Here is a 21,092-nt window from a genome sequence, read left to right as displayed (position 1 = left end):
GGGAATCTGAAGAGCTATGAGTGCAGTCAAGTACGACAAGGATGCCGACGGCATCGTCACGCTGACCCTGGACGACCCGAACCAGTCGGCCAACACCATGAACGAGCTGTACAAGACCTCGATGGCGGAGGCCGTCGAGAAGCTGTACGCCGAGGCGGACGACGTGACCGGCGTCGTGATCGCCTCCGCGAAGAAGACCTTCTTCGCCGGTGGTGACCTCAAGAACATGATCCAGGTGCGGCCGGAGAACGCCGCCCAGGTCTTCGAGGAGGTCGAGTCGATCAAGGCGACCCTCCGCAAGCTGGAGACGTTCCCCAAGCCGGTCGTCGCGGCGATCAACGGCGCCGCCCTCGGCGGTGGCCTGGAGATCGCGCTGGCCACCCAGCACCGCATCGCGCTGGACGCCCGCTACGACATCGGGCTGCCCGAGGTCTCGCTCGGTCTGCTGCCCGGTGGCGGCGGCGTCACCCGCGTCGTCCGTCTGCTCGGTCTGATGACCGGGCTCATGGACGTCCTCGGCCAGGGCACGAAGTTCAAGCCCGCCGCGGCCCTCGAGAAGGGTCTGGTCGACGAGCTGGTCTCCTCCCCCGATGAGCTCGTGCCCGCCGCGAAGGCGTGGATCAAGGCCAACCCCGACGAGATCGCCCAGCCGTGGGACAAGCCCGGCTACAAGATGCCCGGCGGCAAGCCGACCTCGCCGGCTCTCGCTGGCTTCCTGCCCGCGTTCCCGCCGATCCTGCGCAAGCAGCTCAAGCAGTCCGACATGCGTGCGCCGAAGGCGATCCTGTCGGCCGCGGTCGAGGGCGCGATGGTCGACTTCGACACCGCCACCCGGATCGAGTCGCGCTACTTCGTCTCCCTGGTCACCGGCCAGCAGTCGAAGAACATGATCCAGGCGTTCTTCTTCGACCTCGGCGCCATCGGCGCCGGCACCCTGCGCCCGGACGGCGTCGAGAAGTTCACCGCGACCAAGGTCGGCGTGCTCGGTGCCGGGATGATGGGTGCCGGCATCGCGTACTCCTTCGCACGTGCGGGTGCCGAGGTCGTCCTCAAGGACGTCGCGATCGAGGCGGCTGAAAGGGGCAAGGCCTACACCGCCAAGCTCAACGAGAAGGCGGTCTCCCGCGGCAAGCTCACCCAGGAGAAGGCCGACGAGATCCTCGGTCGGATCACCCCGACTGTCGCACCGGAGGACTTCGCCGGTGTCGACGTCGTCGTCGAGGCGGTCTTCGAGGACGTGTCGCTGAAGCAGAAGGTGTTCAGCGAGATCGCCCCGTTCGTCAACGAGGACGCGGTGCTCTGCTCCAACACCTCGACGCTGCCGATCACCGAGCTCGCCAAGGGCATCGACCGCCCGGCCGACTTCATCGGCCTGCACTTCTTCTCGCCGGTCGACAAGATGCCGCTGGTCGAGATCATCAAGGGCGCCGAGACCAGCGACGTCGCGCTGGCCAAGGCCTACGACATCGTCCAGCAGATCAAGAAGACCCCGATCGTCGTCAACGACAGCCGCGGCTTCTACACCTCGCGGGTCATCGGCACCCAGATCCAGGAGGGCCTGGCGCTGCTCGCCGAGGGCTTCGCGCCCTACTCGCTCGAGCGCGCCGCGACCCAGGCCGGCTTCCCGGTCGGGCCGCTGCAGATCGCCGACGAGCTCAACCACGAGCTCATGGTCAAGATCGCCAAGACCACCCGTGAGGCGGCCGGCGAGACCGAGCTGACCACCACCGAGAAGGTCCTCAACCCCCTCATCGAGGCGGGTCGCTCGGGCAAGCTCAAGGGTGCCGGCTTCTACGACTACGTCGACGGCAAGCGTGGCTCGATCTGGGCCGACCTCGGGAGCCTGTTCCCGGTCGCCGAGGAGCAGATCCCGATCCGGGACGCCGAGGAGCGGATGCTCTTCATCGAGGCCCTGGAGACGGCGAAGTGCTTCGAGGAGGGTGTGATCACCTCGGCCGCGCACGCCAACATCGGCTCCATCTTCGGCATCGGCTTCCCGCCGCAGACCGGTGGTGCGGCCCAGTTCATCACCGGCTACGAGGCTGCCGACGGCTCGATCGGCATCGAGGCGTTCCTGGCTCGGGCCGACGAGCTGGCCGAGAAGTACGGCGAGCGGTTCCGTCCGACGCAGTACCTCCGTGACCTCGCGGCGAAGGGTGAGGGCTTCCCCGCGTGATCAGCCCGGCCTGACCCGTCTCCACAGCGATGTGGTGAACCGGCACGGATCCTGTGAAGGAACCGTGCCGGTTCTGCATTTCCGAGGCTGTCGGAGCCGGCCCGGGCAAGGAAGGATGGGTGGCAGCGCCCATTCGGAATCGGCTGCGGCCCGAGAAGACTCGAGGCATGGGGGAGACGGCGACGGTTGTGGGCATCGCGGTGATCGCGGTCGTCCTCGTGGTGGCCTCGCTGCTGCGGCGGGCGCGCCGGGATGAGTGCCTGGTGGTGACCAGGCACCGCCGGATCATCCGGATCGCGTCCGACTCGATGACGATGGCGGTCCCGGGCTTCCACGAGGTGCTCGAATGGCCGACCGGGCACATCGAGATCGCGATCGTGGTGCGGACCTGGACCGCCGACCGCCAGGACGTACGCGTCCTCGCGACCGTCACCGTCGCCGTCGACCCTCCCCGGGTTGGTGCCGCCTACATCGATCCGCGGGCGGTCCTGCACACCGCCTTGGAGCGCAGGTTGGCCGCTGCGGTCCGCGCCCGGCCGGCGGCGGAGCTGACCGGTCCCGACGGGCTCCATGCCGCCATCGAGGGCGTCCGGATCGACGGCCTCGATGCTGGTGTGGTGACCGGGGTGGTCATCGAAGAGGTCGATCTGCTGCTGCATCCGGGCCGACCCGACGAGAGTCGGCCCGACGACGGCTGAGCCGCCGTCGGGCCGGGTTCGGGTCAGCGGATGGTGCTGGTGGCGGCCGAGGTGGCCGTCTTGGTGTAGTAGCCCGCCTTGCGGCCGGTCACCCGGACGCGGATGCGGTCACCGCGGTCGACGGACCGGAGCCGGTACGACTTCCCGGTCGCCCCCGAGATCGGGACGCCGTTGCGCAGCCACTGGTAGGAGAAGGTGATCCCCGAGGGCTTCCAGCTGCCGGGGTAGGCGGTGAGCAGGTAGCCCACCCTGCGGGTGCCGCCGATGGTCGGCGTGGCCGCGGTGAGATACCCGGCCGCGATCCTCGCCGTCCCGGCGCTCGTCCGGACGCCGGGGTTGGCGGCCGGCCATGTCGAGGAGTACGCCGTCACCCGGACCCGGATCTCCTTGGTGTGGTCGGCCCCGGCGAGCTTGTAGGTCGACGCGGTGGCACCCGAGATCGCCACGCCGTTGCGCAGCCACTGGTACTTCACCGACGTGGCCGTCGGGCTCCACGAGCCCTTCGTCGCGGTCAGGGTGTAGCCGACCCGCGGGGTGCCGCTGATCGTCGGCGGGGCGGTGCTCGCGATGGTCTGCGGGTTGCAGGTGTAGAGCTCGATCCCGTCGACGAACCAGCCGATGGCCGAGTACCTGCTGTTGCCGCGTACGACCCACTGGAACTGGACGGTCTTGCCGGCGAACGCGGACAGGTCGACGCGGGAGCTCATCCAGCCGTTGGAGTCGCCACCGAAGCCGGTCAGCGGTCGGGTGGGGTTGTTGAGCAGCAGCTTCTGCTTCGGACCGTTCACCCAGGCTGTCGACGGGATGGCGGTCGCGACCCCGTTGACCAGCAGGCGTGCCTCGCCGCCGTCGTAGTACTCCGGCGTCGGGTAGGCGGGGTCGCTGCCGGTGTACCACTCGAAGAGGTACCAGTGGCTGAACCGCAGGTAGGTCCGCTTGCCCGCCGGCACCTGGATGCCGGCCGTCGTCAGGCCGCTGGCGGTCGGGTCGCCGTACGTCTCCGGGTCGGGGTTCATGCCGAAGTCGGAGCCGTTGCCGTCGCGGTCGTTCGCGGGGATGCCCTGCGCGGCGTCGGGCGCCTGGTTCCACAGCACACCCCGACTGAGCGACGGGGTCGCCATCGTGGCCTTACCGGTGCTTCCTGCGGGGCAGGTGTTCGGCGCCTCCGCGGGTCGGGTCGCGCCGGCCTTGGTGGGCGACTTGGCCAGCTCGGTCGCGTCGGTGGCGAGGTTGACCTGGGTGCAGTCGTTCGCGGTGAAGCCGGCGGTGCCGGCAGCCACCAGCGCGGAGCAGCCGTTGGCCAGGGTGCGGCGCAGGTCGGCGTACTGGCTTCCGGAGACGAGGTGCTGGATCGCGTAGAGGTAGAGGGTCGCGGTCTTCTGGAGGGTCGGGTCACCGGCGTCGATGCCGGTGATGGTGCGGCCATTGAAGGTGCCACCCTGGGAGATCAGGTACGCCGTCTTGTTGCCGACCCCGCTGTTCGTGTGCACCCCGCCGCCGTCGGCGTAGTAGCTGAGGTCGTCGGCCTCCCACAGCGAGCTGGTCATCCGGTCGGGCTGGTCGTGCAACGTCGGGTTGGCGAGATCGCGGATCGCGCCGAACGAGGAGTCCTCGCCCATGCGCCAGTCGGTCGGCGAGTCGCCGGGAGTGTCGTAGCGGTGGTCGAGGATCTCACCCATGATGTCGGCCATCGACTCGTTGATGGCGCCCGACTCGTACCAGTAGAAGAGGTTCGAGCTGCGCTCGATCACCCCGTGGGTCAGCTCGTGGGCGACGATGTCGTCGACCACCAGGCCCTGGCCGAGGTAGATCTCCTGACCGTTCCAGAACGCGTTGTCCATCGGGCACGGCGGCGTGTAGCCCGGCTGCGTCGGCTCGCAGTAGCGGGTCGTGGCGGTGATCGCCTTGCCAGCGACACCGCTGGACCAGCCGATCTCTTCGGTCAGGTCCAGCCCGAGGGAGGCGTAGAGCTCCGAGGTGGCGCCGAGCATGTCGTAGGCCTTGTCCACGTCGGCGAGCCCGGTCGGCGCGTCGCCCTCGCGCCGCTTGACCGTCGAGCTCGTGTCGGCGCAGCCGTTCGCCGCGGCGCGGACGTTGGCGTTGTCGCAGATGCGGCGGTTGGCGTGAGTGATCTCGTTGATGTGCATGAGTACGCGGCCGGTGCCGGCGTGGGCGAGCACGGTCTCACGGATCGTGGAGCCGTTGGTCACCGAGAACCGGAAGACGCTGGCCTCGCCGATCTCCGGACCCCGGACCAGGTCGTCGTCGTAGAGCCACGCGCCCTCGTCGTCGACGGTGAGGCCGGTGGCTCCGTCATGGGCCTTGGCGACCACGGCCTTGGCCGCCGCCTTCGCCTCCGCGTGCTTGGACTCGTCCGGCTGGGAGACCTCGGTCGCCGTGGCGTCGGAGAGGTTGGTGGCCGCGGAGGTGAGGCCGCGGTCCTTGTCCAGCCCGACGACCACCTCGCCGCCGAGGACCGGGAGGCCGTCGACGTACTGCTCGAACCTGGTCACCGACCCGCCACCGACGGCCTTGCTGGTCGACGTCTCGCGGAGGTCCTTCTTGTCGGTGCCCAGCGCCCCGGCGGCGCGGTCGAGGTGGGTCCGGGCCGCCTTCGCGGGCTTGACGGTGGCACCCAGCGGGTCGACGGCCTCGGTCTTGGAGCCGATGAAATCGGCGTCGCCGTCGGCGGTGCGATGGATGCTGAGCGGGACGCCGGCGCGGTCCTGGTAGGTCGCGACCGGATCGGGTTCGGCGGAGGCGGGCGGGGCCATCGGGATGACGCTCAGCCCGCCGAGGGCAAGTGCGGTCGCACTCAGGGCGACGACGCGTCTACGAGCTGACACTTCGACTCCTTCGGGAGTGGGGGGCGGCCCGGAGGAGTTTCACGGGCCGACAAGCCGCCGGCCCGAACCAGCGGCCAGAAGTCTCCCAGTCGGTCGCGGGTGTCGTCGCCCGTATTTTCGCGGCTTGCGAGGCGGTACATACTCGGTATATACATACTCAGTAACTAGGGAGGTGATCGAGTGTCCGTGAAGCACGCACTGCTGGCGTTGCTGGAGAAGCCGCGCTACGGCTACGAGCTGCGCGCCGAGTTCGAGCAGCGCACCGGCGCGAGCTGGCCGCTGAACGTCGGGCAGGTCTATACGACCCTGTCGCGACTGGAGCGTGACGGCCTCGTCGAGGCCGGAGGGACCGACGCGGAGGGACGGTCCCTCTACCAGCTGACCGAGGCCGGCAAGGTCGAGGTCAAGGGGTGGTTCGACACCCCCGTGGAGCGTACGCAGCCACAGCGCGACGAGCTGGCGATCAAGCTCGCGGTCGCCGTCGCGGTGCCGAGCGTGGACGTCGGCAAGGTCGTCCAGCAGCAGCGCAACGCGACGATGCAGGCGCTCCAGGGCTACCGACGCCAGGCTCGGTCGGGTGCCGGCGACGACCTCGCCGGCGGACTGGTCCTCGACCGGCTCGTCTTCGCCGCCGAGGCCGAGATCCGCTGGCTCGACCACTGCGAGGCGCGGCTCCGCCGGGCGGCCGCGTCGAGCACCGCTCCGGAGCCCGTCGAGGGAGGCGACCGATGAACGCCGCCCTCGCCCACGACCTGCGCCGCCTCAGCCACGACCAGGACCGCTGGCTCGCCGACGCCCGCGAGCGGCTCAGCCGCCGTATCCACACCACGCCCGCCGAGCCGGGCACCACCGAGACCAAGGAGTCCACCGACGAGTGAACCCGTCCTCCGGCTCACCGACGTGAGCCGCGTCCACGGCGCCGGAGCCGCCGAGGTCCATGCCCTGCGTGGCGTCAGCCTGGCTGCGTACGCCGGTGAGCTGGTCGCCATCATGGGGCCGAGCGGCTCCGGGAAGTCGTCGCTGCTGACGATCGCCGGTGGCCTCGACTCGCCGACCTCGGGGTCCGTCACGGTCGACGGCCAGGATCTCGGTGAGGCCGGGATCAGCGGGCGCGCCAAGCTGCGGCGTACGTCGATCGGCTATGTCTTCCAGGACTTCAACCTGATCCCGGCGCTGACCGCCGGCGAGAACGTCGCGCTGCCGCTGGAGCTCGACGGTGCCAGCCGTCGCCAGGCCCGGGCAGCGGCGCGGACGGCGCTCGAGGAGGTCGGGCTCGACGGCTTCGCCGACCGGTTCCCCGACGAGATGTCGGGCGGGCAGCGGCAGCGGATCGCGATCGCCCGGGCGATCGTCGGCGAGCGCCGCCTCATCCTGGCCGACGAGCCGACCGGGGCGCTCGACACCGAGACCGGCGAGGACATCCTCAAGCTGATCCGCGCGCGCTGCGATGCCGGCGCGGCCGGTGTGCTCGTCACCCATGAGCCGCGCTACGCCAGCTGGGCCGACCGGGTGATCTACGTGCGCGACGGCCTCGTCGTCGACGAGGCCGGCGAGACTCCGGGCGCGCTCCTCGTGGACGAGGCCGGGGCATGACCGGGCGTCTGCGGGACGCCGCCGCAGGCTGGCGGCTCGCCCTTCGGATCGGCCGGCGAGAGGCCAGGCGAGCGCGGTGGCGCAGCCTGCTGGTGATCGCGATGATCGCGCTCCCGGTGGCGGGCGTCACCGCGATCGCGGTGACCTACAAGACCTACGACGTCAACACCGTCGAGGGCCTCGACCGTCGCCTCGGCACGGAGGCCGCGGCCCGGGTCGAGGCGCAGAGCCCCGGGGCCGTGCGGCAGGGCATCGACCCCGACCAGGCGACCGAGTGGCTCGAGGAGACCGGGAGCGGTCCGCTGGACGCGGCCGGAGTGCGGGCCATCATCGGCGACCGGCCGGTGCTCTCCGTCGACGACTACGGTCTCGACGTACGTACGGACAAGGGTGTCGCGTGGGCCAGCGGTCTGCGGACGGATCTGTCCGACCCCCTCGCCGCGGGCCTCACCAGGCTGACCGACGGACGGCTCCCGCAACACGCCGACGAGGTCGTGGTCAATGCGGCGCTCGCCGCGCGTGGCCCGGGTCTCGGCGAGGAGCTGCGGATCCCGAACGGCGGCGCCGAGGAGGTCCGCAAGGTCGTCGGGATCGTCGAGTCGGCAAGTGTGCGCAACGAGGCCTTCGTGGCGGGCGCGACGCTGCCGGAGTCGAGCTCCGGCACAACCTCGACCTGGCTGGTCGGCGGCGCTCCGGTGACCTGGGGCGACGTCGAGAAGCTGAACTCGAAGGGAGCGTTCGTGCTCTCCCGGTCGGTCGTCGAGGACCCCTCCGCGGCCGCCTTGGCCGCCGATCGTGAGCTCCGCTCGCCCGGGGGTGGGCCGGACGCCTCCGAGACCGTGATCGTCGTGCTCATCGTGGTCATGGTGCTCCTCGAGGTGGTCCTGCTGGCCGGGCCGGCCTTCGCGGTGGCGGCCCGGCGACATGCGCGCGACCTCGCCCTGATCGCCGCCTCGGGCGGCACGGCTCGCCAGGCTCGGCGCGCCGTCCTCGGGATGGCGATCGTCATCGGCGCGGTGGCCGCAGGTGTCGGCTCCGTGCTCGGGATCGGGCTCGCCCGACTGCTCCAGCCGCTCGCCCAGGATCAGGTCTCGGCCTGGTTCGGCCCGTTCGAGGTGCCGTGGTTGCAGCTCCTGACGATCGCCGTCATCGGGTTCGGCGCCGCGATCTGCGCGGCCATCGTGCCGGCCTGGATCGCGTCGCGACAGAACGTCGTCGGCGTACTGTCCGGGCGTCGCTCGGAGAGCCGCCCGTCGAAGCACTCGCCGGTCATCGGGCTGGTCCTGATTCTCGCCGGCGCCGCGTTGTCCGCCTTCGGGACGCGAGGAGCCTACGAAGGGATCCCGATCGCGCTCGGTGTGCTGCTGTGCGTGGCCGGTCTGCTGTTCATCCTGCCGGTGCTCGTCGCTCTGGCCGCCCAGTTCAGCGCCCGGCTGCCGCTGGTGGTCCGCTTCGCGACGCGCGACGCGGACCGGCACCGCACCCGGACGGTGCCGGCGGCCGGTGCCATCGCGGTGACCGTGGTCGGTGCGGTCACCCTCGGGATCGCCTTCGGCAGCGACCAGGAGCAGAACCAGGCGACCTACCAGCCGTCGTTCGCCTACGGAGACGGTGCCGTGCGGGTCGACGCGAGCATCGGCTCCTTGGGCAACCCGGACGCGGCGATGTGGCAGGGCGTCGCGGACCAGGTCGCGAAGGAGATCCCGACGGCGACGATCGCGCCGGTCTCGGCGGCCGTGTTCCCCGACCCCGGGACGTACTTCATGATCCAGACCGCAGACGGTGCCGACGTCACGCCGGGCGCCAGCAACGGAACCTTCGGCGAGGTCCTCGTCGCGGAGGCGGACGGCACGCTTCCGTCGGCCGTGACGCGCGTGCTCGGCGACGCGGATGCCGCGTCGGCCGAGCAGACGGTTCGCGCCGGTGGTGCGGTCGTGTTCACCGACGGCGAAGGACCGGTTTCGAAGGAGGCGCGGTTCGACGTCCAGAAGTGGGACGAGGAGGCGCAGTCCGAGCAGAAGCTGGCCTCGGTCACGGTGCCGGCGACGTACCTCCACGTCGAGGACTCGTACGCACCTGCGTACGCCGTCGTGCCGGCCTCCGTCGCGAAGAAGCTCGGTGCCGAGCCGCAGGTGAGTGGTCTCTACCTCGAGGATGCACGGATCAGCCCAGCCGCCGAGCAGGACCTCGCCGAGGCCCTCGCGGCCGGGCAGATCCCGACCTCGATCACGGTTGAGCGTGGGTTCCAGCAGGACGACGAGGCGGTGATCGTCTGGCTCCTCCTGATCACCCTGTCTGCGGTGCTGATGATCGGCGGCGCGCTGACCGCGACCTACCTCGCGCTCAACGATGCTCGCCCCGACCTGGCCACGCTGTCGGCCGTCGGTGCGCCGACGCGTACGCGTCGCGGGGTTGCTGCTGCGTACGCCCTGGTCATCGCGCTCCTCGGCGCCATCCCTGGAGCCTTGATCGGCTTCGTGCCGGGCATCGCGGTCAGCTTCCCGCTCACCGCCGAGGGCTGGCCCGAGCGCGAGAGCGTCGCCTCGCACTACCTCGAGGTGCCCTGGGACCTGGTCGGGATCGTGGTCGTCGGTCTGCCGCTGCTGATCGCGCTCATCGTCGCGGTCACCACCCGCAGCCGGCTCCCCATGGTCGCCCGCGTCGAATAGGGACTTCTGGCGCGCCGAATCCTCAGTTGTGGGTGACGAAACTCGAGTTTCGTCGCCCACAACTGCATTCTCGGCTCGCCACTTCTGCGGATTCGGCGGGGCTCGTCAGGCCTGGCAGAGGCAGAAGGGGTGACCGGCGGGGTCGAGGAAGACGCGGAAGGTCTTGCCGGGCTGGACCTCGTGCTTGGTGGCGCCGAGGGCGATGGTGGCCTCCTCGGCGGCGTCGAGGTCGTCGACCGTGACGTCGAGGTGGCTCTGCTGGGGTACGTCCTGGGACGGCCACTTCGGGGCGCGGTAGTCCTCGACGCGCTGGAAGTCGAGGGCGCCGCCCTCGCCCCAGGCGCTGGCCCAGCTGCCGTCGTCGTCGACCTTGGTCTCCCAGTCGAACAGCTTTGCGTAGAAGGTGGCCAGGGCTGCCGGGTCGGGGCAGTCGATGACCCATTGCGGATTGCGTGCGATAGCCATGCGTCCGACGTTAGAGCGGGTTCCGGACGTTCGGCTTCCGCCTGTCGTGAAGCCGTCTCAGAAATATACAGTCAGGGTTGACTGTTTGTTTCTGGCCCGGCAGAGTGCCTGCCTGTGAGCCAGGCCACCCGCGTACCCCAGGAGGAGCGCACCCGCGCGATGCGGGCGCGGCTCCTCGACGCCACCGTCGAGCTGCTGGCCGAGCGCGGCTTCGCCGGCACCTCGACCACGCTCGTCTCCCAGCGCGCCGGGGTCTCCCGCGGCGCGCAGCTGCACCACTTCCCGGCCAAGAACGACCTGGTCGTGGCGGCGGTCGAGCACATCACCGAGGCCCGCGGCGAGGCGCTGAAGGAGGCGGCCGGCGCGCTCCCGGAGGGCGGGCAGCGTACGCGGCACGTGCTCGCCATGCTCGCCGAGCAGGTCACCTCCCCGGTCTTCGCCGCCGCCCTGGAGCTGTGGGTGGCGGCGCGCACCGACCAGCAGCTCGCCGCTGCGGTGGGTCCGCTCGAGCAGCGGATCGGCCGCGAGCTCCACCGGGCCACGGTCGAGCTGCTCGGTGTGGACGAGAGCAAGCCGGGCGTACGCGAACTCGTGCAGGCCACGCTCGATCTGGTCCGTGGCCTGGCCCTGGCTGACACGATTACCGACGACGCCGCCCGACGCGAGCGGATCCTCGATCACTGGGCCGAGGTCCTGGAAAGAGAGCTGCGATGAGCCTGCTGGATCAACTTCTCGAGGACCTCTCCATGGAGGGGTTCGAGCTGCGCCAGGTGGTGGCGGGGCTGAGCGAGGCGGGCTGGCGCGAGCCGACGCCGGCCGAAGGCTGGGACGTCGCCGCCCAGATCGCTCACCTGGCCTGGACCGACGAGGCCGCGCTCGCCGCGACCGAGTGGGTGGCCGGTGACGCGACCGCCTGGGACGAGCTGGTCAACGAGGCCATCAAGAACCCCGAGGGCTACGTCGACGAGTCCGCCCTGGCGATGGCCGCGATGCCGGCGACCGAGCTGCTGCAGCACTGGGACGGCGTACGCGGCGAGCTCGCCGGTGCGCTCGCGAACGTCCCGGACGGGAAGAAGCTGCCCTGGTTCGGGCCGCCGATGTCGCCGGCCTCGATGGCGACCGCGCGGTTCATGGAGACCTGGGCCCACGGGCTGGACGTGCGTGAGGCGCTCGGTCACACGTACGAGCCCAACGACCGCATCAAGCACGTCTGCCACCTCGGCACCCGCACCCGCGACTTCTCCTACGGCGTGCACGGCCTGACGCCTCCTGCCGACCCGTTCCGGATCGAGCTCACCGCGCCGTCCGGCGAGCGGTGGGAGTGGGGGCCGGAGGATGCGGCGCATAGCGTCCGGGGACCGGCGTACGACTTCGCCCGCCTCGTCACCCAGCGCATCCACCGTGACGACACCGCCCTGGAGGCGACCGGCGACGACGCCGAGAAGTGGCTGACCATCGCGCAGGCGTTCGCCGGACCCACCGGGGGCGGGAGGCCCAAGAAATGATCACGATCGGCAACTGCTCCGGCTTCTACGGCGACCGGTTCTCGGCGATGCGCGACATGCTCGAGGGCGGTCGGCTCGACGTGCTGACCGGCGACTATCTCGCCGAGCTCACCATGCTCATCCTCGGCAAGGACACCCTCAAGGACCCGACGACGGGCTACGCCAAGACGTTCCTGCGGCAGCTCGCCGACTGCATCGACCTCGCCCTGCAGCGCGACGTCAAGATCGTTTCCAACGCCGGCGGCCTCAACCCTGCCGGGCTCGCGGCCGCCATCGAGGCGCTCGGGACCTCTGCGAAGGTGGCGTACGTCGACGGCGACGACCTCCGGGGTCGTCTCGACTCCCACCCCGACGCGCTGACCGCCAACGCCTATCTCGGCGCCTTCGGGATCGCGCACGCGCTCGACGCGGGCGCCGACATCGTCGTCACCGGCCGGGTGACCGACGCGAGCGTCGTCGTCGGGCCGGCGATCGCCCACCACGGGTGGAAGCGCGACTCCTACGATGAGCTCGCCGGCGCCGTGGTCGCCGGGCACGTGATCGAGTGCGGCGCCCAGGCCACCGGGGGCAACTTCTCCGGGTTCCTGACCATGTCGCCGCAGGCCCGGGCGCGCCCGCTCGGGTTCCCGGTCGCCGAGATCGCCGTCGACGGCTCCTCGATCATCACCAAGCAGGACGAGACCGGCGGCACCGTCACGGTCGACACCGTCACCGCGCAGCTGCTCTACGAGATCCAGGGGCCGCTCTACCTCGGCCCCGACGTGACCACCGACCTCACCTCGATCCGTCTCTCCGAGGTGGGGATCGATCGCGTGGCCATCTCGGGCGTCACGGGCACCCCGCCGCCGGCCACGCTCAAGGTCGCCGTCAACTCGCTCGGCGGCTACCGCAACGCCATCGAGTTCGTGCTCACCGGACCCGACATCGACGCCAAGGCCACCTGGCTGCGTGACCAGCTCGACGCCGAGCTGCCGATCGGGCCCGACTACACCTGGTCGACCTACCGCATCCCCGCACCCGACTCCCCGACCGAGGAGGGCGCCGCCTGCATCCTGCGGCTCAACGCCCGCGCCGCCGACGCCGACGCCGTCGGGCGTGCACTGACGGCCCCGGCCATCGAGCTTGCGCTCGCCTCCTACCCGGGCTTCCACGTCACCGCGCCCCCGGGACGGCCGACTCCGTTCGGCGTCTACAAGGCTGCGTACGTCCGGCGCGACCGCGCGCCGGAGACCGTCCATCTCCCCGACGGTTCGACCTACGAGGTTCCTGCTCCTCTCGCTTATGCCGAAGCGTCACGTACGTCGGCCGAGACGTCACGCGCGTCGGCCGAGGGGACCACTCGATCGACGGGAGCGACGCCTCGGCCGACGGGGGCGACGTCTCGGCGAGAGCTGGGAGAGCTGGTCTACGCGCGGTCCGGGGACAAGGGCGGCGACGCCAACCTCGGGCTCTGGGTGCCGCAGGAGCGGCCGGAGGCTGCCGTGGAGTGGCTGCTCGAGACCGTCACCCCGGAGTGGGTGCGGGAGCTGCTGCCCGAGGCCGAGGACCTGGCGATCGACATCACGCCGCTGCCGCACCTGCGCGGCGTGAACATCGTCATCCACGACCTGCTCGGCGAGGGCGTGGCCGCCTCGACCCGTTTCGACCCGCAGGCGAAGGGGCTGGGCGAGTGGGCGCGGAGCCGATTTGTCGACATTCCTGTTGAGCTCAGCCCGGAGGGAAGCCAGTGAGCGACGATCTTTTCCAGCTGGGCGCCGAGTTCGCCCGCCGCGAGATCTTCCCCGACCTCCAGGTCTGGGAGGACAACCAGGAGATCCCGCGCGAGGTCCACCAGGCGGCCGCGAAGCAGGGGCTGCTGGGGATCGGGTTCCCCGAGGAGGCCGGCGGCGAGGGTGGCGGACTGGCCGACACCGTCGCGGTGACCGAGGGGCTGATGTCCGAGGGCGCCTCGTCCGGCCTGCTCGCGGGCCTGTTCACCCACGGGATCGCGCTGCCGCACATCGCCAAGCACGGCTCGCCCCACCTCATCGAGACGTACGTCAAGCCGACCCTGGCCGGGGAGAAGATCGGCAGCCTCGCCATCACCGAGCCCGACGGCGGCTCCGACGTCTCCCACCTCCGCACGACCGCGGTCCGCGACGGCGACGAGTTCGTCGTCAACGGTGCGAAGACGTTCATCACGAGCGGCGTACGCGCCGACTTCGTCACCACCGCGGTCCGCACCGGCGGGCCCGGGGCCGGCGGCATCAGCCTGCTCGTGATCGACAAGGACACGCCGGGCTTCACGATCACGCGCAAGCTCGAGAAGATGGGCTGGAAGTGCTCCGACACGGCGGAGCTCGCCTTCGAGGACGTACGCGTCCCCGCCGAGAACCTCGTCGGCGAGGAGAACGCCGGCTTCGTCTACATCGCCGAGGCGTTCGTGACCGAGCGGATCGCGCTGGCCGTGCAGGGCTACGGCACCGCCGCCCGCTGCCTGGCGCTGACCGCCGACTACGCGCGCCAGCGGCAGACCTTCGGTGAGTCGCTGATCAAGCGCCAGGTCGTACGCCACAAGCTCGTCGAGATGCACCGTCAGATCGAGGTGGCCAAGGCCTACACGCACGCGGTCGTCGCCCGCTACGACCGCGAAGGGTCGACACAACAGACGATCGCCGAGGCGGCGCTGGCCAAGCAGACAGCGGTCGAGGCCTGCTCCTGGGTCGTCGACCAGGCCGTCCAGCTCCACGGCGGGACGGGATACATGCACGGGACCGAGGTCGAGCGGCACTACCGCGACGCCCGGATCCTGCCGATCGGAGGAGGAGCCACCGAAGTGATGACGGACCTGGCCGCCAAGCTGTTGGGACTGGACCGATGAACAACCGAGAAGCTCTCCTCGAGAAGATCGAGGCCCTCGACGCCGAGCACGCGAAGGCGGCGGCCGGCGGCGGCGAGAAGTACGTCGCCCGCCACAAGGCCCGCGGCAAGCTGCTCGCCCGCGAGCGGATCGAGCTGCTGCTGGACGAGGGCAGCCCGTTCCTGGAGACCCAGCCGCTGATCGGCTGGGGCAGCGACTTCCCGGTCGGCGGCTCGATCATCACCGGCATCGGTGTGGTCGAGGGTGTCGAGTGCATGATCGTCGCCAACGACCCGACGGTGAAGGGCGGGGCGCTCAACCCGTACTCCCTCAAGCGCTCCTTCCGGGCGGCCGAGATCGCGGAGAAGAACGGTCTCCCGACGATCAACCTGACCGAGTCCGGCGGTGCCGACCTACCGACCCAGAAGGACATCTTCATCCCCGGTGGCAAGGGCTTCCGCGACCTCACCCGCGCCTCTGCCCGCAAGCAGCCGACCATCTCGGTGGTCTTCGGCAACTCCACCGCCGGCGGTGCGTACGTCCCCGGCATGAGCGACTACGTGATCATGGTCAAGGAGGGCGCGAAGGTCTTCCTGGCCGGCCCGCCGCTGGTGAAGATGGCCACCGGCGAGGACACCGACGACGAGTCGCTGGGCGGCGCCGAGATGCACTCGCGCATCTCCGGCTCCTCCGACTTCCTCGCCGTCGACGAGCACGACGCGATCCGGCAGGCACGACGGGTCGTCGCCCGGCTCAACTGGCGCAAGCGCGGTCCGCAGCCGAAAGCCGTCTATGAGCCGGACGCAGACCCTGAGGGCCTGCTCGACCTCATCCCGACCGATCTCAAGGAGCCCTTCGACCCGCGCGAGGCGATCCTGCGGATCGTCGACGGGACCGGGCCGGACAACGAGGTGCCGTTCGACGAGTTCAAGCCGCTCTACGGATCGAGCCTCTGCGTCGGCTGGGCGCGACTGCACGGCTACGAGATCGGCATCCTCGCCAACGCGCGCGGCGTGCTCATGTCGGAGGAGGCCCAGAAGGCGGCGCAGTTCATCCAGCTCGCCAACCAGAAGGACACCCCGCTGCTGTTCCTGCACAACACCACCGGCTACATGGTCGGCACGGAGTACGAACAGGGCGGCATCATCAAGCACGGTGCCCTGATGATCAACGCGGTCTCCAACTCGACCGTCCCGCACCTGACCGTGATCATGGGCGCGTCCTATGGCGCGGGGAACTACGGCATGAACGGCCGAGCCTATGACCCGAGATTCCTCTTCACCTGGCCCTCGGCCAAGTCGGCGGTGATGGGGCCGCAGCAGCTCGCCGGGGTGATGGAGATCGTCGCCCGCGAGTCCGCCGAGAAGAAGGGCGAGATCTTCGACGCCGAGGGGTTCAAGGGCGTCAAGGACATGGTCGAGGCGATGGTCGAGGAGCAGTCGCTGCCGATGTTCCTCTCCGGCCTCGGCTACGACGACGGGGTCATCGACCCGCGCGACACCCGCACCGTCCTCGGCCTCTGCCTCTCCGCCATCGCGACGAAGGAAATCGAGGGGGCGATGAACTTTGGTGTCTTCCGCATGTGACCAGCCACCGTTGGTCGAGCCCGCGAGCGCAGCGAGCGGTGTCGAGACCAACACAGTCGACTCTGTTGGTCTCGACACGCCTCCGCCTAGCGGCTCCGGCGGCTCGACCAGCGAAAGGGAATGTCCATGATCAACCGACTGCTAGTCGCCAACCGTGCCGAGATCGCCTCGCGCGTCTTCCGCACCGCCCGCAGGCTCGGCATCGAGACCGTCGCGGTCCACTCCGACGCCGATGCGGCCCTGCCGTTCGTGGCCGAGGCGGACCATGCCGTACGCCTCCCCGGCAACACCCCTGCGGAGACCTATCTCCGTGCCGACCTGGTGATCGAGGCGGCCAAGGTGGCCGGTGCCGACGCGATCCACCCGGGCTACGGGTTCCTGTCGGAAAACGCCGACTTCGCCCGTGCCGTCGAGGCGGCCGGGCTGGTCTGGATCGGGCCCGCGCCCGAGTCGATCGAGCAGATGGGCTCGAAGATCGAGGCCAAGAAGATCATGGCCTCCGCGGGGGTCCCGGTCCTGGAGGCTCCGGCCTCCCCGGCCGAGTCCGACCTGCCGCTGCTGGTCAAGGCCTCTGCGGGCGGAGGTGGCCGCGGGATGCGGATCGTCCGGACGCTCGACGCGCTCGCCGCGGAGATCGCCGCCGCCGAGGCCGAGGCCGCCTCGGCGTTCGGCGACGGCACCGTCTTCGTCGAGCCGTACGTCGAGGCCGGCCGTCACGTCGAGGTCCAGGTCGTCGGCGACGGTGCCGGAGGTGTCGCCGTCTTCGGTGAGCGTGACTGCTCGGTGCAGCGCCGCCACCAGAAGGTCGTCGAGGAGTCTCCGGCGCCGCTGCTGCCTGACCCTGTCCGCGAAGCACTCCACGAGGCGGCCCGGAACGCGGCCGCCGCGATCGACTACCGCGGGGCCGGGACCGTCGAGTTCCTCTATGACGCGGCCTCGGAGCGGTTCTGGTTCCTGGAGATGAACACGCGGCTCCAGGTCGAGCATCCTGTCACCGAGCTGGTGCACGGGGTGGATCTGGTGGAGCTGCAGATCGCGGTGGCAGAAGGTCGATGTGTTGGTTTCGACACGCCTTCGCCTAGCGGCTCCGGCGGCTCAACCAGCGGGGTCGATGGGCATGCGATCGAGGTGCGGCTCTATGCCGAGGACCCGTCGGCGGACTATCAGCCGCAGTCGGGGACGCTGACGAAGCTCGAGTTCGCGGGCGACGCCCGGATCGACGCGGGTTACACCTCCGGCTCGGAGGTCAGCACCTTCTACGACGCGATGCTGGCGAAGGTGATCGTGCACGCGCCGACGCGCGAGGGGGCGATCCGGCGGCTGCTCTCGGTGCTGCGTACGGCCAAGATCCACGGCCTGGTGACCAACCGGGAGCAGCTGATCGGGATCCTCGGCTCGGACGCGTTCCGCAGCGGAGAGGTCACCACGTCTCTGCTCGCGGACGAAGCCTTCCTCTCGTCCGTCGACGACCCCGGCGCCGCCGTGGCCGCCGCGGTCGCCCTGGCCGAGCGGACCCGCCGCCCCGGGATCCCGGTCGCCTGGCGCAACGTCACCAACCAGCCCCAGCGGACCGTCTTCGAGGACGGGTCCGAGGACGGCCTGACCGTCGAGTGGTACGGCACCCGCGACGGCTACCGCATCGACGGCTTCGAGGTCATCGAGGCGGGTCAGAGCCGGGTCGTGCTCGAGAAGGACGGTCTGCGCACGACGTACGAGATCGCCGTCGACGGCGACCGGGTCGATGTCGACTCGGCCTTCGGGCACACCGCGCTGCGGAAGCGTCCGCGGTTCGTGGACCCGGCCGACCAGGTCGCCGAGGGGAGCCTGTTGGCGCCCATGCCGGGCAGCGTCGTCTCGGTCCACGCCGAGCCCGGTGAGAGCGTCACCGCAGGTCAGAAGCTGATCGTGCTGGAAGCGATGAAGATGCAGCACACGGTGACCGCACCCACCGCGGGCACGGTCACCGAGATCGACGTCAGTCCCGGAACACAGGTCGCCGCGGGTCAGGTGCTCGCGGTCGTAGAGGAGGAGACCGCATGACCGCGAATCCATTCACGGAGCCCGAGGAGCGGACCGCGCTGCGCGAGGCGGTGGCGAAGCTGGCCGGGAAGTACGGTCACGACTTCGTCGCCAAGCAGGCCCGCGAGGGCGGCAAGATGACCGAGATGTGGCTGGAGATGGGCCGCAACGGGTTCCTCGGCGTCAACATCGCCGAGGAGTACGGCGGCGGTGGCGGCGGTATGAGCGACCTGGCCGCGGTGCTCGAGGAGGCCGCGACCGCCGGTGCCCCGCTGCTGATGATGGTCGTCAGCCCGGCGATCTGTGGCAGCATCATCGGCCGCTGCGGCACCGACGAGCAGAAGAAGCGCTGGCTTCCCGCCATCGCGGACGGGTCCCACCTGATGGCCTTCGGGATCACCGAGGCCGACGCCGGCTCCAACTCCCACAAGATCACCACCACCGCGTGCCGCGACGGCGACGAGTGGATCCTCAACGGCCAGAAGACCTTCATCTCCGGCGTCGACGAGGCCGACTCGGTCCTCATCGTCTCCCGCACCGAGGATGCCAAGACGGGCAAGCTCAAGCCCGCGCTCTTCGTGGTCCCGACCGACGCGCCGGGATTCGAGAAGCAGGTCATCCCGATGGCCTGGGAGGCGCCGGAGAAGCAGTTCACCCTCTTCATCGACGACGTACGCCTCCCTGCCGACGCCCTCGTCGGTGACGAGGACGGCGGTATCTGGCAGCTCTTCGCCGGCCTCAACCCCGAGCGGATCATGGGCGCCGCCCTGTCCTGCGGGATGGCGCGCTTCGCGCTCGGCAAGGCCGTGGAGTACGCCGCCAACCGCTCGGTCTGGAAGGACGCCCCGATCGGCTCCCATCAGGGCATCGCGCACCCGCTGGCGAAGGTCAAGATCGAGCTGGAGCAGGCCCGCCTGCTGTGGCAGAAGGCCGCCGCCCTCTACGACGCCGGCGACGACGCCGGTGCCGGGGAGTACGCCAACATGGCCAAGTACGCCGCCGGCGAGGTCGCCTGCAACGCCACCGACGCCGCGGTGCACACCCACGGCGGCAACGGTCTGACGGTGGAGTACGGGCTGGCCAACCAGCTCGTCGCCGCCCGTCTGGGCCGGATCGCCCCGGTCAGCCGGGAGATGATCCTCAACTACATCGCCATGCACACGCTGGGGCTCCCGAAGTCCTACTAAAACGTCGGTCGAGCCGCGAGCGCCAGCGAGCGTGTCGAGACCAACACGGTCGCCTATCGCACACGATGGGGCTGTGTTGGTCTCGACACGCCTCCGCCTAGCGGCTCCGGCGGCTCGACCGACGGGATTACTTCTTCGGCTCGACGACCACGATGGTGCTGAGGATCTTGTCGGCGAAGGTCTGACGCTTGTCGTCCCACAGCGGCCACAGGTAGCCGATGTAGCAGGCGAGCTGGTCGAGGTAGTGGACGAAGAAGCGTCCGATCGAGAGCCAGGTGCCGAGGACCTGGCCGTCGGCCTCCTTGACGACCTTGATACCGAGGACGCCCTTGCCGATCGAGTAGCCGGTCTTGCCCTGCTTCAGGCCGTAGTTCCAGTACAGGAAGGCGAGGGACACGAGGAAGCCGATGAACATGAGCAGGCCGCCGATGGCCATGAGTGCCCCGTTGGGCTCACCGGCGGACGTGTACATGCCGGTGTTCGGGTCGTACTCCGAGACTCCGCCCGCGGCGGCCCCGCCGATGAGCAGGCCGTAGCCGATCCAGAACGGGATCATCGCCACCATCGCGACGAGACCGTCGATGATGGCGGCACCGACGCGCGCACCCCAGGAGGCGTACGGACGGGTCGGGGCGCCGTAGCCGTAGCCGGCCGGGGCGGCGCCGTAGCCGGTGGGAGCGGCGGGAGCGCCGTATCCCGATGCCGGCGGAGGCGGAGGAGCGCTGGGCTGGCCATAGGCCGGCGTGGGCGGCGGGGTCGGCGGCAAGGGCTGACCGGAGGGGTCCTGCGGGGCGCCAGGAGGCGGGCCGTAGTTAGACATGGGGCAGAGTATGGCGACAACGCAACGTAAAAGTCAGCCCCCACGCCTTGGGCGCGCCGCGGCAGCGAGCGCGGCTACGAGCGCGGCTCGACGACGACCACGGTGCCGACGATCTTGTCGGCGAAGGTCTGCCGCTTGTCGTCCCACAGCGGCCACAGGAAGCCGACCATGCAGAACCCGTCGAGGACGTGGAGAAACTGCCGCGCCAGCGCGACCGGGACGCCGACCGTGGCCTCCGAGTCGCGGCGGACCAGCTTGATCCCGACGACGCCCTTGCCGATGGTGTAGCCGGACCGGCCCTGCTTGAGGACGTGGTTCCAGACTGCGAAGACCACGCCGCCGACCCACCCGGCCAGGGTCACCAGGAGCCCGAACGCGGTGACGAAGAAGCCGGACTCCTGCGCCAGCCCGCCGCCGACGCCGGCGACCAGGTAGAACGGCAGCAGCAGCGCGACGTCGATCAGGGCACCGCCGGCACGGCGGGCCCAGGTCGCGAGCGGCGGCCCGGAGGGGACGTACGACTGCTGTGCCCAGGGTGGCATCTGGGGCTGCTCGCCCGGTCCACGAGCGGGGTCCTGCGGTGCGCCTGGCGGCGGCCCGGTCGGCGGGCCGAAGTTGGACATGTGGTGGGTCATCTCCTCGAGTGTGCTGGCCTGCTGACCTGACCGACGTTCAATCTATAGGGTCAC

The 21,092-nt window shown here is 70.2% G+C and carries 17 protein-coding genes; 13 read left to right on the top strand and 4 right to left on the bottom strand.

The genetic code is table 11. The features are described from left to right. Positions 1-16: 16 nt before the first annotated feature. Both G5C66_RS05760 and G5C66_RS05755 read left to right on the top strand, forming a co-directional pair. A complete protein-coding gene (locus G5C66_RS05760; RefSeq protein WP_165110013.1) occupies positions 17-2,176 on the top strand; it encodes a 3-hydroxyacyl-CoA dehydrogenase NAD-binding domain-containing protein in 2,160 nt (719 codons plus the stop codon). Between the two features lie 167 nt (positions 2,177-2,343). Further along, positions 2,344-2,874 carry a hypothetical protein gene (locus tag G5C66_RS05755; protein WP_165110012.1) on the top strand — a complete coding sequence of 177 codons (531 nt, stop codon included), beginning with the start codon at positions 2,344-2,346 and terminating at the stop codon, positions 2,872-2,874. 23 nt (positions 2,875-2,897) lie between these two features. Here the strand turns inward: G5C66_RS05755 and G5C66_RS05750 are convergent, their stop codons facing one another. Continuing rightward, positions 2,898-5,720: a M4 family metallopeptidase gene (locus G5C66_RS05750; protein WP_165110011.1), complete on the bottom strand. Its 2,823-nt coding sequence runs from the start codon at positions 5,718-5,720 to the stop codon at positions 2,898-2,900. Positions 5,721-5,900: 180 nt separating this feature from the next. On the opposite strand from G5C66_RS05750, the gene G5C66_RS05745 reads away from it, so the two are divergent. The 4 genes from G5C66_RS05745 to G5C66_RS05730 are packed head-to-tail and all read left to right on the top strand — an operon-like array spanning position 5,901 to position 9,982. Then, positions 5,901-6,452: a helix-turn-helix transcriptional regulator gene (locus G5C66_RS05745; RefSeq protein ID WP_165110010.1), complete on the top strand. Its 552-nt coding sequence runs from the start codon at positions 5,901-5,903 to the stop codon at positions 6,450-6,452. Then, positions 6,449-6,598, top strand: a complete 150-nt coding sequence (locus tag G5C66_RS05740; RefSeq protein ID WP_165110009.1) for a hypothetical protein — start codon at positions 6,449-6,451, stop codon at positions 6,596-6,598. Before G5C66_RS05745 ends, G5C66_RS05740 begins: the two co-directional genes overlap by 4 nt. 22 nt (positions 6,599-6,620) lie before the next feature. Further along, positions 6,621-7,313 carry an ATP-binding cassette domain-containing protein gene (locus tag G5C66_RS05735; protein WP_165110008.1) on the top strand — a complete coding sequence of 231 codons (693 nt, stop codon included), beginning with the start codon at positions 6,621-6,623 and terminating at the stop codon, positions 7,311-7,313. Beyond that, the gene (locus G5C66_RS05730) at positions 7,310-9,982 is read left to right on the top strand and encodes an ABC transporter permease (RefSeq protein WP_165110007.1); all 2,673 of its coding nucleotides are present in this window, start codon (positions 7,310-7,312) and stop codon (positions 9,980-9,982) included. Before G5C66_RS05735 ends, G5C66_RS05730 begins: the two co-directional genes overlap by 4 nt. A 105-nt stretch (positions 9,983-10,087) precedes the next feature. On the opposite strand, the gene G5C66_RS05725 is transcribed toward G5C66_RS05730, so the two are convergent. Then, positions 10,088-10,447, bottom strand: coding sequence for a VOC family protein (locus G5C66_RS05725; RefSeq protein WP_165110006.1), 360 nt, complete (start codon positions 10,445-10,447; stop codon positions 10,088-10,090). A 114-nt stretch (positions 10,448-10,561) separates the two neighbouring features. On the opposite strand from G5C66_RS05725, the gene G5C66_RS05720 reads away from it, so the two are divergent. From G5C66_RS05720 to G5C66_RS05690, 7 genes are all read left to right on the top strand, one after another. Further along, a complete protein-coding gene (locus G5C66_RS05720) occupies positions 10,562-11,161 on the top strand; it encodes a TetR/AcrR family transcriptional regulator (protein ID WP_338144076.1) in 600 nt (199 codons plus the stop codon). Continuing rightward, the gene (locus G5C66_RS05715) at positions 11,158-11,952 is read left to right on the top strand and encodes a TIGR03084 family metal-binding protein (protein ID WP_165110005.1); all 795 of its coding nucleotides are present in this window, start codon (positions 11,158-11,160) and stop codon (positions 11,950-11,952) included. Before G5C66_RS05720 ends, G5C66_RS05715 begins: the two co-directional genes overlap by 4 nt. After that, positions 11,949-13,682, top strand: a complete 1,734-nt coding sequence (locus tag G5C66_RS05710) for an acyclic terpene utilization AtuA family protein (RefSeq protein ID WP_165110004.1) — start codon at positions 11,949-11,951, stop codon at positions 13,680-13,682. Before G5C66_RS05715 ends, G5C66_RS05710 begins: the two co-directional genes overlap by 4 nt. Beyond that, the gene (locus G5C66_RS05705; protein WP_165110003.1) at positions 13,679-14,812 is read left to right on the top strand and encodes an acyl-CoA dehydrogenase family protein; all 1,134 of its coding nucleotides are present in this window, start codon (positions 13,679-13,681) and stop codon (positions 14,810-14,812) included. Before G5C66_RS05710 ends, G5C66_RS05705 begins: the two co-directional genes overlap by 4 nt. Continuing rightward, positions 14,809-16,377 (top strand): acyl-CoA carboxylase subunit beta, encoded by a 1,569-nt coding sequence (locus G5C66_RS05700; protein WP_165110002.1) that lies wholly within the window; start codon positions 14,809-14,811, stop codon positions 16,375-16,377. The genes G5C66_RS05705 and G5C66_RS05700 overlap by 4 nt, the downstream gene beginning before the upstream one ends. Before the next feature lie 126 nt (positions 16,378-16,503). Further along, the gene (locus tag G5C66_RS05695; protein WP_165110001.1) at positions 16,504-18,417 is read left to right on the top strand and encodes an acetyl/propionyl/methylcrotonyl-CoA carboxylase subunit alpha; all 1,914 of its coding nucleotides are present in this window, start codon (positions 16,504-16,506) and stop codon (positions 18,415-18,417) included. Next, a complete protein-coding gene (locus G5C66_RS05690) occupies positions 18,414-19,583 on the top strand; it encodes an acyl-CoA dehydrogenase family protein (protein ID WP_165110000.1) in 1,170 nt (389 codons plus the stop codon). Before G5C66_RS05695 ends, G5C66_RS05690 begins: the two co-directional genes overlap by 4 nt. Before the next feature lie 127 nt (positions 19,584-19,710). Here G5C66_RS05690 and G5C66_RS05685 read toward each other — a convergent pair whose 3' ends face one another. Further along, the gene (locus G5C66_RS05685; protein ID WP_165109999.1) at positions 19,711-20,403 is read right to left on the bottom strand and encodes an RDD family protein; all 693 of its coding nucleotides are present in this window, start codon (positions 20,401-20,403) and stop codon (positions 19,711-19,713) included. A 74-nt stretch (positions 20,404-20,477) separates the two neighbouring features. Further along, positions 20,478-21,038: an RDD family protein gene (locus G5C66_RS05680; protein WP_165109998.1), complete on the bottom strand. Its 561-nt coding sequence runs from the start codon at positions 21,036-21,038 to the stop codon at positions 20,478-20,480. Positions 21,039-21,092 lie beyond the last annotated feature (54 nt).

It is taken from the genome of Nocardioides turkmenicus, from assembly GCF_011045035.1.
Taxonomy (GTDB): Bacteria; Actinomycetota; Actinomycetes; order Propionibacteriales; family Nocardioidaceae; genus Nocardioides; species Nocardioides turkmenicus.
The sequence above is the reverse complement of the archived record's forward strand: the minus strand, read 5'-3'. Positions and strand labels throughout refer to the sequence as shown.

Excerpts from the sequence above, each read along its gene's own strand:
- G5C66_RS05740 (WP_165110009.1), top strand. The coding sequence starts at position 6,449 with ATGAACGCCGCCCTCGCCCACGACCTGCGCCGCCTCAGCCACGACCAG.
- G5C66_RS05685 (WP_165109999.1), bottom strand. The coding sequence starts at position 20,403 with ATGTCTAACTACGGCCCGCCTCCTGGCGCCCCGCAGGACCCCTCCGGT.
- G5C66_RS05700 (WP_165110002.1), top strand. The coding sequence starts at position 14,809 with ATGAACAACCGAGAAGCTCTCCTCGAGAAGATCGAGGCCCTCGACGCC.
- G5C66_RS05755 (WP_165110012.1), top strand. The coding sequence starts at position 2,344 with ATGGGGGAGACGGCGACGGTTGTGGGCATCGCGGTGATCGCGGTCGTC.
- G5C66_RS05710 (WP_165110004.1), top strand. The coding sequence starts at position 11,949 with ATGATCACGATCGGCAACTGCTCCGGCTTCTACGGCGACCGGTTCTCG.
- G5C66_RS05725 (WP_165110006.1), bottom strand. The coding sequence starts at position 10,447 with ATGGCTATCGCACGCAATCCGCAATGGGTCATCGACTGCCCCGACCCG.
- G5C66_RS05695 (WP_165110001.1), top strand. The coding sequence starts at position 16,504 with ATGATCAACCGACTGCTAGTCGCCAACCGTGCCGAGATCGCCTCGCGC.
- G5C66_RS05680 (WP_165109998.1), bottom strand. The coding sequence starts at position 21,038 with ATGACCCACCACATGTCCAACTTCGGCCCGCCGACCGGGCCGCCGCCA.
- G5C66_RS05690 (WP_165110000.1), top strand. The coding sequence starts at position 18,414 with ATGACCGCGAATCCATTCACGGAGCCCGAGGAGCGGACCGCGCTGCGC.
- G5C66_RS05730 (WP_165110007.1), top strand. The coding sequence starts at position 7,310 with ATGACCGGGCGTCTGCGGGACGCCGCCGCAGGCTGGCGGCTCGCCCTT.
- G5C66_RS05715 (WP_165110005.1), top strand. The coding sequence starts at position 11,158 with ATGAGCCTGCTGGATCAACTTCTCGAGGACCTCTCCATGGAGGGGTTC.
- G5C66_RS05760 (WP_165110013.1), top strand. The coding sequence starts at position 17 with ATGAGTGCAGTCAAGTACGACAAGGATGCCGACGGCATCGTCACGCTG.